Source organism: Pseudomonas sp. GW821-FHT02A11 (assembly GCF_059421985.1).
Genome location: NZ_JBWKWB010000023.1, coordinates 18499 through 30827, shown reverse-complemented (window position 1 = coordinate 30827; position 12329 = coordinate 18499). Strand labels below are relative to the sequence as shown.

The 12329-nt window shown below is 59.7% G+C and carries 11 protein-coding genes; 3 read left to right on the top strand and 8 right to left on the bottom strand.

What is annotated here, in order from left to right; genetic code table 11:
* Positions 1–170: 170 nt before the first annotated feature.
* Positions 171–1949: an acyl-CoA dehydrogenase C-terminal domain-containing protein gene (locus AC07V9_RS23950; protein WP_495018116.1), complete on the top strand. Its 1779-nt coding sequence runs from the start codon at positions 171–173 to the stop codon at positions 1947–1949.
* Between the two features lie 247 nt (positions 1950–2196).
* On the opposite strand, the gene AC07V9_RS23945 is transcribed toward AC07V9_RS23950, so the two are convergent.
* Positions 2197–3105 carry a LysR family transcriptional regulator gene (locus tag AC07V9_RS23945; RefSeq protein WP_495018115.1) on the bottom strand — a complete coding sequence of 303 codons (909 nt, stop codon included), beginning with the start codon at positions 3103–3105 and terminating at the stop codon, positions 2197–2199.
* 230 nt (positions 3106–3335) lie between these two features.
* Between AC07V9_RS23945 and AC07V9_RS23940 the strand changes: the two genes are divergently transcribed.
* Positions 3336–4040: an aminotransferase class III-fold pyridoxal phosphate-dependent enzyme gene (locus tag AC07V9_RS23940; RefSeq protein ID WP_495018114.1), complete on the top strand. Its 705-nt coding sequence runs from the start codon at positions 3336–3338 to the stop codon at positions 4038–4040.
* A 182-nt stretch (positions 4041–4222) separates the two neighbouring features.
* On the top strand, positions 4223–4384 hold the full coding sequence (locus AC07V9_RS23935) for a YqaE/Pmp3 family membrane protein (RefSeq protein ID WP_081564967.1): 162 nt from the start codon (positions 4223–4225) through the stop codon (positions 4382–4384).
* Positions 4385–4520: 136 nt separating this feature from the next.
* Here the strand turns inward: AC07V9_RS23935 and AC07V9_RS23930 are convergent, their stop codons facing one another.
* The 7 genes from AC07V9_RS23930 to pqqF all read right to left on the bottom strand — a co-directional run bounded on the left by AC07V9_RS23930 (position 4521) and on the right by pqqF (position 12272).
* Positions 4521–6347 carry a S9 family peptidase gene (locus tag AC07V9_RS23930; protein ID WP_495018113.1) on the bottom strand — a complete coding sequence of 609 codons (1827 nt, stop codon included), beginning with the start codon at positions 6345–6347 and terminating at the stop codon, positions 4521–4523.
* Positions 6313–7500: a pyrroloquinoline quinone biosynthesis protein PqqE gene (gene pqqE, locus AC07V9_RS23925; protein ID WP_495018112.1), complete on the bottom strand. Its 1188-nt coding sequence runs from the start codon at positions 7498–7500 to the stop codon at positions 6313–6315. Before pqqE ends, AC07V9_RS23930 begins: the two co-directional genes overlap by 35 nt.
* Positions 7472–7747: a pyrroloquinoline quinone biosynthesis peptide chaperone PqqD gene (gene pqqD / locus AC07V9_RS23920; protein ID WP_495018111.1), complete on the bottom strand. Its 276-nt coding sequence runs from the start codon at positions 7745–7747 to the stop codon at positions 7472–7474. The genes pqqE and pqqD overlap by 29 nt, the downstream gene beginning before the upstream one ends.
* Positions 7744–8499, bottom strand: coding sequence for a pyrroloquinoline-quinone synthase PqqC (gene pqqC / locus AC07V9_RS23915; RefSeq protein ID WP_495018110.1), 756 nt, complete (start codon positions 8497–8499; stop codon positions 7744–7746). The genes pqqD and pqqC overlap by 4 nt, the downstream gene beginning before the upstream one ends.
* A gap of 139 nt (positions 8500–8638) precedes the next feature.
* The gene (pqqB, locus tag AC07V9_RS23910) at positions 8639–9550 is read right to left on the bottom strand and encodes a pyrroloquinoline quinone biosynthesis protein PqqB (protein ID WP_495018109.1); all 912 of its coding nucleotides are present in this window, start codon (positions 9548–9550) and stop codon (positions 8639–8641) included.
* 118 nt (positions 9551–9668) lie between these two features.
* On the bottom strand, positions 9669–9743 hold the full coding sequence (gene pqqA, locus AC07V9_RS23905; protein WP_003422658.1) for a pyrroloquinoline quinone precursor peptide PqqA: 75 nt from the start codon (positions 9741–9743) through the stop codon (positions 9669–9671).
* A gap of 156 nt (positions 9744–9899) precedes the next feature.
* Positions 9900–12272: a pyrroloquinoline quinone biosynthesis protein PqqF gene (pqqF, locus tag AC07V9_RS23900; protein WP_495018108.1), complete on the bottom strand. Its 2373-nt coding sequence runs from the start codon at positions 12270–12272 to the stop codon at positions 9900–9902.
* Positions 12273–12329: the final 57 nt, after the last annotated feature.

The following is a 12329-nucleotide window of genomic DNA, read 5'->3' as shown; positions in this document are numbered from 1 at the left end:
TCTGATACGTATTGTTTATACGTGACCATAAACTGATAAATGGTCACTACTTGACCCTATGTGTTGCAAATGGTGTTCATGTACACTCGGATCAACTGATACATTGACGCCGCCTGATGACTGTGGCGTCTCTCTTTTCCGGATATCTGCTGCTGTTTGCGAGGTTTGCCATGGCTGACTACAAAGCGCCGTTGCGCGATATGCGCTTCGTTCTCAATGAAGTGTTCGAAGTCTCCAAGCTCTGGGCCACGCTGCCCGAGCTGTCCGAAGCGGTCGATGCCGAAACCGTCGAGGCAATTCTTGAGGAAGCGGGCAAGGTCACTGGCAAATCTGTCGCGCCCCTGAGCCGCGCCGCTGACGAAGAAGGCTGCCACTGGAACGACACCGTGGTGACCACGCCAGCCGGTTTCGTTCAGGCGTACAAGACCTACGCCGAAGGTGGCTGGGTGGGCGTTGGCGGCAACCCGGAGTTCGGTGGCATGGGCATGCCCAAGGCCGTTTCGGCGCAAGTCGAAGAGATGGTCAATTCCTCGAGCCTGGCGTTCGGCCTGTACCCGATGCTGACCTCCGGCGCCTGCGTGTCGATCAATACCCACGCCAGCGAAGCGCTCAAGGCCAAATACCTGCCGAACATGTACGCGGGTGTCTGGGCCGGTTCGATGTGCCTGACCGAGGCCCACGCTGGCACTGACCTGGGCATCATTCGCACTAAGGCCGAGCCCCAGGCAGACGGTTCCTACAAGATCAGCGGCACCAAGATCTTCATCACCGGCGGCGAGCACGACCTCACCGAAAACATCATTCATCTGGTGCTGGCCAAATTGCCAGATGCACCGGCGGGCCCGAAAGGTATCTCGCTGTTCCTGGTGCCGAAATTCTTCGTCAACGAGGATGGTAGCCTGGGCGCGCGCAACACCGTGTCCTGCGGCTCCATCGAGCACAAAATGGGCATTCAGGCTTCTGCCACCTGCGTGATGAACTTCGACGAGGCTGAGGGCTATCTGGTTGGCGAGCCGAACAAGGGCCTGGCCGCGATGTTCACCATGATGAACTACGAACGTCTGGGCGTCGGCATTCAAGGCCTGGCGTCGGGCGAGCGCTCTTACCAGAACGCCATCGAATACGCCCGCGATCGCCTGCAAAGCCGTGCTCCGACGGGCGCGCAATCCAAGGACAAGATTGCCGACCCGATCATCGTTCACCCCGACGTACGTCGCATGCTGCTGACCATGAAAGCGCTGAACGAGGGCGGTCGCGCGTTTTCGACCTACGTCGCGATGCAACTGGACACTGTCAAATACAGCGAAGACGCTGAAGTGCGCCAGCGTGCCGATGCACTGGTCGCGCTGCTGACCCCCGTCGCCAAAGCTTTCCTCACCGACATGGGCCTGGACACCACTGTGCATGGCCAGCAGGTGTTTGGCGGTCATGGCTACATTCGCGAGTGGGGCCAGGAGCAGTTGGTGCGCGACGTGCGGATCACGCAGATCTACGAAGGCACAAATGGCATTCAGGCGCTGGACCTGATGGGCCGCAAGGTCGTCGCTACTGGCGGTGCATACTACAAGCTGTTTTCCGAAGAAGTCCGTGGGTTCATTGCAGCGTCCGACAGCTCGCTGGGCGAATTCACCAAGCCGCTGAGCGCCGCGCTGACCACGCTGGACGAATTGACTGACTGGGTACTGGATCGCGCGCGCAGCAACCCGAATGAAATCGGTGCAGCGTCTGTCGAATACCTGCACGTATTTGGTTACACGGCCTACGCGTACATGTGGGCAATGTCGGCCAAAGCCGCGCTGGGTAAAGAGGCCCAGGAAGATTTCTACGCCAGCAAACTGGGCACCGCGCGCTTCTATTTCGCACGTCTATTGCCTCGGATTCACTCGCTCGCCGCCTCGATCAAGGCCGGCAGCGAGTCGCTGTATCTGCTGGACGCGTCGCAATTCTGACGGCCAAATCTTCGTGTAAGCATTTGCTTACACGACGTGCTGACATTCGGCTCTATCGCTTCAATGGATCCAAGATTAATCTACACACATGGACGTCGCGCAGGATGCGCAAACAGACAACATGGACACGTAGGGAATGCCTGCCAGGACGGCGGGAAGAAAAGGAAGTCAAAAGGGAAACAGTCTGGAAAACCTCGCTTAGGCGGGGTTTTCTTTTATCTGCGTCCTGAAAAAAATCCAAACCCTCTTACGCGCCCTCCGGCCGCGCAGGTTTCGGATTTTCCACATCATCGAGTACTGACTTGAGCAGCGCCAGCGTCGCTTGCTGTCGTTGTGCATCCCGATACACCAGCCCGATCTGCAGCGGCACTCGCGGCTCGCTCAAGGGTTTCCACAGCAATTCTTCGTTGTCCTGAATGTCTTCGGCGCGCCCCGGCAGCACCGTCGCCAGCTTCATGTGCGCGAGGCTGTCGAGAATCCCCGCCATGTTGTTCAGCTCAGCCTGCACATGGGCGCGACGCCCCAGGTTGCTCAGCTGCGTCTGCCAGATCTGCCTGACCTGAAACTCCTCACCCAACAGCAGCATTGGCAACTCGGCCGCTTGGCTCATCGACACCTTCTTGAATTCCCGCAACGGGTGGTTCGCCGGGATGACAAGTTTGAGTTCGTCTTCGTACAGCAGCAGGCCGTGCAAGCCGGGCTGGCGCGGCGGTAGATAACTGATGCCGATGTCCAGCGTGCCATTGAGCAGGCGCCGCTCGATCTCCATCGCGCTCAGCTCGTAAATCTGCACCACCAGATGCGGCTGCGCCTTGCGCACGTGTTCCAGCATTTGCGGCACCAGACTGGAATGCACGGTCTGCATCACGCCAATGGCCAAGGTTCGTTGCGATTGACCCTTGAAATTGCGCAACCCATCACGGGCGCGCTGCATGCCGTCCAGCAACGGTACCGCGTGGTTGTACAGCGTATGGGCGGCAAGGGTGGGCAGCAGGCGCTTGCTGCTGCGCTCGAACAGGCTCACATCAAGGCTGTGCTCCAGCAGGCGGATCTGTTGCGACAGTGCAGGTTGCGACAGCGATAGACGCTCGGCTGCCCGGCCTACATGGCCTTCTTCGTAGACCGCGACGAAATAACGCAGTTGGCGGAAATCCATAAGTCATTCTTATCGAAATGGCTGGAAAATCGAAATGGCCGTTTGCCCGGCCGACGCATAGTCTACGCCCAACTCACAGGGGTTACAGGGCCATAAAGCGCAATGAACAGTGTTCGAGTCGATGGGATTTACATAGGTAAAGCGAAAAATCCGGGTCAAGGATTGATCAGCGATATCGATAAGCACCACTTGGACCGACGCTTATGGCTGGCACCCCAAGGACTACGCGCATGAATCTCTTCAAATTGCTGCGCGGCGCTGAAAACAGTGAAACCGAAGTTATCGACCAACCGGCGCTGTTGCCGCCGCTGGAGCGCTTGCGCCAGCGCACAGGCAGCGATCAGGCGGGCTTCTTCGCCGCCGAGCAAGACGCCTGTGCAGGCGCTGTAACCCTGGCGCGCAAATGGGGCCAGCGTCATCGTCGCGGTGAGTGCGGGGTGGTGGTCGCCAGCGGAGGTCGTTTCGATGGATTGATTGAGTCGATGGCCAGCAATTTTTGTCGCGTGCCGTTCAACGATCTGGCCGCGATCGAGGCTGCCGTGGATTCACGCACGGTTGCGATCATCCTGGAGCCGATTCAAGGCGAAAACGTGGTTACCCCTGCGTCGCAAGCCTATATGGAAGGCGTGGAGCGGCTGTGTCGCGCGCTGAACATTCTGCTGATTTTCAACGAAGCGCGAGGCACGGTCGGCCAGCACGGCGGCCTGCTCTGTGAATATACCTACAGCGTGTCGGCAGACATCGTGGTGCTGGGCGATCACTCCAATCGCAGCCCGCGCCTCGCCGCATTGCTTGCCCGAGGGCACGCCTGCACTGCACCGATCGAGACTTTGCCCGGCTATGTGCAAGAGCCGTCTTCAGCCGCGCGCCCGACCCGCGCCGCGCCTGCTTCCCGCGCGCCACGACAGTTCGTGCCCAACGGCCTCATGGCCTGACGCAACCCCATACCGTCTTGCGTTCTGTACGCTTCGCCCTGCACCGGAGGCCTTGGGTGCGGGGCGTTTTTTTGCATGCCGTGATGGCTCGATGATATGCGCGTTGGAACCCCTGCAACCGCGCAGGGTCGATTTAGCTGTGTGGCCTGTTTGGGCCATCTTCTCGATCAGGAGCTTCACCCATGGACATCATTCGCATCATCATTGCCATCCTGCTGCCACCCCTGGGCGTGTTCCTGCAAGTCGGCTTCGCCGGCGCATTCTGGCTGAACATCCTGCTGACGCTGCTAGGTTACTTCCCGGGCATCATCCACGCGGTTTACATCATCGCCAGCCGTAAATAAGAGCAGCCAGCGACTTCAAAGGGTTCCTAATGGCCCTCCGTGGGAGCGAATTCATTCGCGAAAAATTGTACATTCGATGAGAATTTGTCGACTGTACCGGCCAATCGCGAATGATGCGCTCCCACAGACATCTGAACTATCCCTCAATCACCTTCCGGTAAAACGCCCACTCGGTCTCCAATGCATGGGCCAGATTGCTGGCCTTGCGGAAACCATGGCGCTCATCAGGGTAGAAATGGCCCTCCGCCGGAATGCCCTTTTCCACCAGCGCATTGAGCATGTTGCGCGTTTGCGCCGGCACAACCACCGCATCAAGCTCGCCCTGAAAGAAGATCACCGGGACCTTAATCTGATCAGCATGTAACAACGGCGTGCGTTCTTTGTAACGGACCATGTCAATGTCCGGATCGCCGATCAGCCAGTCCAGATAGTCCGCTTCGAACTTGTGCGTTGCCTCGGCCAGTGCCAGAGGGTCGCTCACCCCGTACAGGCTCGCGCCCGCGCGGAACACGTCCTTGAACGCCAATGCACACAAGGTCGTGTAGCCGCCGGCGCTGCCGCCGCGAATGAACGCATTCTTCGGATCGATCAGGCCTTGATTGCCGAGGTACTCGACCACCGCGCAGGCGTCTTCCACGTCGACCACGCCCCACTCCAGAAACAGCGCCTGTCGATAGGCTCGGCCATAGCCGGTGCTGCCGCGATAGTTGAGGTCGGCCACCGCGAAGCCTCGCTGCGTCCAGTATTGAATGCGCGGGTCCAGGACGGGGTAGCAGGCAGAAGTCGGGCCGCCGTGGATGAACACCACCAACGGCGGTTTTTCTTCACCGCTCATGGCCGGGTAGAAGTAGCCGTGTGCTTGCTCGCCGTCGCTCGGGTAGCGCAGGGTTTGCGGGCGGCTGATGCGCTCGGCTGGCAGCGGCGCGACGCCACCGGCCAGCACTTGAACGCTTTTGTCCGAGCGGCTGATTGCCACGACGGCAGAAGGGCTGATCGCTGACGCCGCGATGCAATAGATGTACTCATCGTCCAGCGCCAAGCTACGAAATCGGCCGTAATCGCTGCTGAAATCTTCCAGAGTATTGTCAGCCGAACGCACGGCTAGCATGCCCGTGCCGTCTTCCGACCAAGTGGCAAGGTATGCACCGTCATTTAACGGCAGCCAGCTCGAACCGCCTAACTGCCAGGGTGCCGGGGCATGATCGGCCTTGGCTGCAGGCAGGGCTTCGAAACCCTCCAGCGTTTCAACCCACGGCTGCCAGAATCCGCCGCGATCGGTCAGGCAATACAGGCGCCCTTGGGCATCGAAGCGAGGCTGCTGCAACGCCTCAAGCCCCAATCCTCCGGCCAGGCAATGGGCGCGACCCCACGTGGCATCGGCCTGACGTTCCATGCTGAGCAGTCGCGTCGACGTCCAAGGCTGATGCGGGCGCCACCATTCAATCCACACCAGGCGATTGCCGTCCGGGCTGAGCGTCGGCGAGGCGTAGAAGTCCGCGCCTTCAGCCAGCACTTCACGGCGTCCGTCCACCCGATCGATCGCCACCAGACGATGAACGTCGTTTTCCTCCTCAACGGCCAAGATCTGCCCACGCGCGAATCGGACATCACCGTAGCGTTTGTCGCCTTGGGTCAAGGCCTGTGGGGTGCTGGAGTCGAAAGCTTGGACGTAGATCTGCTGATCGGCCTCGTTGACGAACGCCACCGCGTCGCCGGTGAGGCAGAACGAACCGCCTCCATATTCGTAGACCCGGCTGCGAGCGCTGAAGCCGTCCGGGGTCAGGCAGGTGGTGGCGCCATTGCTTCTGCGCCAGATGCGCGAAGCCGCGTCCTGCGGGCGGAATTCATTCCAGAAAAGGCCGGCGGGACTGACGCTCAGCTCGGCGAAATCGATGCCTGCCGCCACGGCCTGGGCGGCAGAGAACAGATCAGGATTTTGCGATGAGTCGTGAGTTTCGTTCATTGCGGAAAGCCAGTTGCTCGATGGTCTGGCTAGCATACTCGGCTTCGTCGCGCGCTTGGGTGATCAGGCTGTGTTGCGGCGACTTGGCGCACACCGGGTCCGCATTGCTGGCATCCCCCGTGAGCATGAACGCCTGACAGCGGCAGCCGCCAAAGTCCTTCTCTTTCTCGTCACACGACCTACACGGTTCGGGCATCCATTCGTACCCGCGAAAGCGGTTGAAACCGAAGGACTCGTACCAGATGTGTTGCATGGTGTGATCGCGCACATTGGGAAACTGTATCGGCATCTGTCGCGCACCGTGGCAGGGCAGGGCGGTGCCGTCGGGCGTGACGGTCAGGAACAGATTGCCCCAGCCATTCATGCAGGCTTTCGGGCGTTCTTCATAGTAATCGGGGGTGACGAAGATCAACTTGACCGGGTGATTCTCGGCGGCGAGCTTCACGCGGTATTCGTTGGTGATGCGTTCGGCGCGTACCAACTGATCCTTGGTTGGCAGCAAGCCCACGCGATTCAGGTGCGCCCAGCCATAGAACTGGCAGGTGGCCAGTTCGACGAAATCCGCTTCCAGCGCCACGCACAGCTCGATGATCTTGTCGATCTTGTCGATGTTGTGCCGGTGAGTGACGAAATTCAGCACCATCGGGTAGCCGTGTTTCTTCACCGCCCGAGCCATTTCCAGCTTCTGCGCGAAGGCCTTTCTCGAGCCCGCGAGCATATTATTCACCTGCTCGTCACTGGCCTGGAAACTGATCTGGATGTGATCCAGACCCGCTTCCTTGAAGTCGATGATTTTCTGCTCGGTCAAGCCGATGCCGGAGGTGATCAGGTTGGTGTAGAAGCCCAGACGAAGGGCCTCGGCGATCAGCTCGGCCAAATCCTGACGCACCAGCGGTTCACCGCCGGAAAAGCCGATTTGCGCCGCGCCCATCTGCCGCGCTTCGGCCATCACCTTGAACCACTGCTCGGTCGTCAGCTCCTGACCCTGCTTGGCGAAATCCAAGGGGTTTGAGCAATACGGGCATTGCAACGGGCAGCGATACGTCAGTTCGGCAAGTAGCCACAACGGCAGCCCGACCGGGGGCGTGGGCGGAATATGCACCTTGGATTCGGTTGCCTGCGGCTCAGCCAAGTTCGATCCAGTGTTCGGCACGGGCGACCTCCATGAATTGCTCGACATCAGTGCCGAGCTCGGGAACGCCGGGAAATTTTTCGTCAAGCATCGCGATGATCGCGCCGACGCTGCGCTGACCGTCGATCAGGCCGCCAATCTCGCTGGCGCTCTCGTTGAGCTTGATCATGCCCTCCGGGTACAGCAGCACGTGGCCATTTTGCGCGGGCTCGAACTGGAAGCGGTAACCCCGGCGCCAGCTCGGCACCTGTTCACGATTGAAGCTCATAGGGCAATTCCTTTATGCCAGACGCGTTGGTCGGTGACGCTGTGGTAGGGCGGGCGCTTCAGCTCGTAGGCCATGGTCATGGCGTCCAGCATGCTCCACAAAATGTCGAGTTTGAACTGCAGGATTTCCAACATGCGCTGCTGGCCTTCCCACGTCGTGTAGTGCTGCAACGTGATCGCCAGACCGTGCTCGACATCGCGGCGGGCCTGGCCCAGACGCGTACGGAAGTATTCGTAGCCCGCCGGATCAATCCACGGGTAATGCTGCGGCCAGCTGTCCAGACGCGATTGGTGAATCTGCGGTGCGAACAGCTCGGTCAGTGAGCTGCTGGCGGCTTCCTGCCAGTTGGCGCGTCGGGCGAAATTCACGTAGGCGTCGACGGCAAATCGTACGCCCGGCAGTACCAATTCCTGCGAGCGCAGTTGGTCGGGGTCGAGCCCTACCGCCTGACCCAGACGCAGCCATGCCTCGATGCCGCCATCTTCGCCAGGGGCGCCGTCGTGATCGAGCAGGCGTTGAATCCACTCGCGACGAACCTCGCGGTCCGGGCAATTGGCCAGAATCGCGGCATCCTTGAGCGGGATGTTCACTTGATAATAGAAGCGGTTGGCCACCCAGCCCTGAATCTGCTCGCGGGTCGCGCGGCCTTCGTACATCGCCACATGGAACGGGTGATAGATGTGGTAATACGCACCCTTGGCGAGCAGGGCCTGTTCGAATTCGGCGGGGGACAGTGGCTTTTGCTCGCTCATATCGTCAGTCATCCTCAAGAATGTTGGCAGATCCTGTGGGAGCGAATTCATTCGCGAAACGTGGGCACATCCGACGCTGATCTGTCGTCTGGTCTACCTTCGCGAATGAATTCGCTCCCACAGGTTGACCTGCGTTTTCCTACAACTCAATGCTCATGCCATCAAAGGCCACTTCAACCTCGCGGCGGGCCAGCTCGGCGCGCTCGCGGGAGTCTTCGTCGAGAATCGGGTTGGTGTTGTTGATGTGAATAAGCACTTTGCGCTGGTTTGGCAGTTTTTCCAGCACCTCAAGCATGCCGCCGGGGCCGTTCTGCGCCAAATGGCCCATTTCCGTCCCAGTGCGCGTGCCGACGCCGCGACGCTTCATTTCATCGTCGTCCCACATCGTGCCGTCCACCAGCAGACAGTCGGCGCCGCTCATTTTTTCCATGAGGGCATCATCGACTTTGCCAAGACCGGGGGCGTAGAACAGTTTTCCGCCGGTACGAGTGTCCTCGACCATCAGGCCGATATTGTCGCCGGGGTGTGGGTCGAATCGGTGGGGCGAGTAGGGCGGTGCCGCGCTGCGCAGTGGGAATGGCGTAAAGCGCAGGTTCGGACAGGCCGGAATCACAAAGCTGCCTTCCAGCTCAATGCGGTTCCAGACCAGCCCGCCGTTCCAGTGCTTGAGCATGTTGAACAGTGGAAAACCGGTAGTGAGGTCTTCATGGACCATGTCCGTGCACCACACTTGATGCGGGCAACCCTCGCGCAGGCTCAGCAGGCCGGTGGTGTGGTCGATCTGGCTGTCCATCAGAATGATGGCGCTGATGCCGGTGTCGCGCAGGCCGCGATTAGGCTGCATCGGCGCAAAGCCTTGCAGTTGCGCGCGGATGTCGGGGGAAGCGTTGCACAAGACCCAGTTAACGCCGTCATCTGACAGAGCGATGGACGATTGGGTGCGGGCGTGGGCGCGCAGGCTGCCGTCGCGAAAGCCTGCGCAATTGACGCAGTTGCAGTTCCATTGAGGAAAACCACCGCCCGCCGCCGAGCCGAGAATCTGGATGTGCATGTGTACTCCGTACCGAGGGGCGCGAGGCCCGAAGTCGCAGCTCACAGGCTGCGCCTTGAAATCTTGAACCCTGTAACAAAAAAGCCCCGGCGAACCGAGGCTTTCTACCGCGCAGACATCAACGGCTAGCGAAGTACATGGTGACTTCAAAGCCGATACGCAGGTCGGTGTAAGCAGGTTTAGTCCAGGACATAGGAGACTCCTTCCAAGTGAGTGCAGCGGTGGGTGAGTACATCTTTAGTACTCCTTTGAAGGGAGACGTTCAAATGCTTAGGGAGCTATGTTACTAAAAATATCCGGGCACCAATGATGAAATATCGGATAAAGCTTTTTGCATTTGAAGCAATGATCACGGGCGCGAAGGCTTTACAGCGTCTGGTTTGGCGCGATTCGAGAGGATGAACGTCCGGGTTTCAGACAGCGCTATCCGACTGACGGCACGGTTTATCGCCTCAGGATGAAGTTTTGCAAACGAATGTTGCAGCTGCTCGGCGTAGTTCGCACCGTGGCCTACGAGGTGCGCCTGCCAGAGCATTTCGGCCGCTTGTGCGCTGTCCATAGCGTCAGGATCGAGCTGGTCCTGTAATGCTGCAACCAGAGCCGGAACATTGGCTCGCTCGATCAGCGCAGGCAGCGTCTTGAGGAAGGTTTTGATGTGCTCGACCAGCTCTTGCGCGCTCGCGTTTGGAGATTGCACGCCGAACAACATCCCGCCAACCCCGGCTATTTGTCGGAAACCGCTGAAAACCGCGTAGCCCAATTGCAATTCGACCCGCAGGCGTTGATAGAACGGCGCCTGAACCAACTGTCCGAATAATCGCCACAGGGCCTCGTCTTCGACACGTTTCGTGGGTGCTGGGTAGAACATCAGCACAGCATTTTCGGAAGCTTCTGACGGCTCAGTTGCCCAACCAAGGGCTGCCGGCAGTGAAAGGGGTTGCGGGCTTCTTGTTTCAGCTGTGCCCGGCATGTTGCTCATGGCGTGAGTCAGAGCGGCTGACTGTGCCCCCTGAAACCCCGCGGTTAAGCCGATCCAGCGCGTTTTGGCCCAGAGCGTTTGCAAATCGGCGGTTTCCGCTTGAACTGGCCTGTTCAAAAAATGATCAGGTAACGTTTTGAGCAGCTGACGGATCGGCATCGGCACAGGCTCGCGGCTCGGCTGGCCGTAGGTCGCCAACGTCTGCGCATCGGGGTGCGCGAGCAGGTTCAGGGTTTGTCGCAACACGGCCGGGATCGGCTCGGCCATACCGCTCAACTTCAGTTGCCACTGTTCGCCGTAGGCCGTGAATGCCAGGGTGACGCCCGCTTGCTGAGCCTCTGCGGTGAGGGTTTTGAGGCTGTCGTGGAGCATCTGGTGCAACTTTGGCTGCGCAGAGGGCAGTGTCCAACGCAGGTAAAGCGTGGCTTCTCCTGTAGAAGCGAGGGTGTTGCTGAAGGTCAGGGATGGCAGCGCAACGCCTGAGTTGGCAGGGCTACAAGCTTCTCGCAAGAACGGATTCGGCACGGGCAAGCGCCAATTGACGCCATCGTGGGGCTCCAGGGATACCGGTCTCAAAAGGGCGTCTGGCGTGAGATGGTCGAGCAGGGCGCTGATGGCCTTGTCGTTCAGATCTCTCAGGTTCGCGCTGTAATGGCGCGCCAAAAGCAGAGCACCGCTGACCTGCAGTCGACGCAATTCAAGGCGCGCGTATTCGTCGAGCAGTTGGCGGAAACGGGTTTTGAAGAAGGCCAGCCAGTCGAACACCAGTGCCGAAATCAGGCCTGTGTCATTGCCGCTTGGGGTGATGTCCAGATCAAGCACCAGTTGGCCAGCGAACTCGTAAAACACCTGCGCCTTCAGCGATTCAATCAAGCCTCGGTCGCGCAACTGCGCAATCAATCCGCCTGGCTGCGCGTTGTTGATCCAGGTGCAGAGAAACGCCGCAGCCTGCTCGTGCCCTTCCGGTAATCCTTCGCACGCGAATATCAGATGCATCCGGCGCGCATCGTCTGCTGCCGGTTGTTCGGCAGGGCGGTTATCCACAAGCGGGGGAGGTTGCTGCCGATCGATCCGACGTCCCTTGGGGAAATATCCGCCAAAGCGTGTCGCCAAGGCCTCTAGCTCATCCAGCGTTTGTGGCCCCGCAAGGCTCAAGGTCATCTGACCCGCCTGATAGTACGTGCGATAAAAATCCTGCAACGCTTGCTGAAACGCCGGACGTGGGACTGGCAGGCTGAAGCGATTGCCTGCATGAAACCAGCGCAGTGGATGCAAGGGTGAGAGTGGCCGCAGACGTCGCAGTTGATCGCGAGAAGCATCGTCCCGCGACCAGGCAATAAACTCGGCGTGCAGCACCTCTCGTTCACGCAACTGATCAGCCTGGGCCATGCGCGGATGGCTGAGCATGTCGCACAAGCGCTCCAAGCCGCCTGTAAACAGAGGGGGGGCGAGTTCGAAGAAAAAGTCAGTCGTGCGCTCCCGGGTGCTGGCGTTCACCTGCCCGCCGTGACGCTGGACGTAGGCCATCAGATTCTGGTCTGAAGGAAAACGCTCGGTGCCGAGAAAGAAAAGATGTTCCAGAAAGTGCGCCAGCCCTGGCCATTGCTCAGGCACGTCATGACTGCCCGCCGCCACCCGCAATGCTGCCGCACAGCGTTTCAGGCGCGGTGCCGAGCACAGCACCACTCGCAGGCCAGTGGGCAAGGTCAGGGAGCGATGCGTGGTTGAATTGGGGGCAGGCATGAAGGTTTCCGCAGTCGCAGAGGGTGTGACGCGTCATGCTAGCGGATTGCGCAGCAT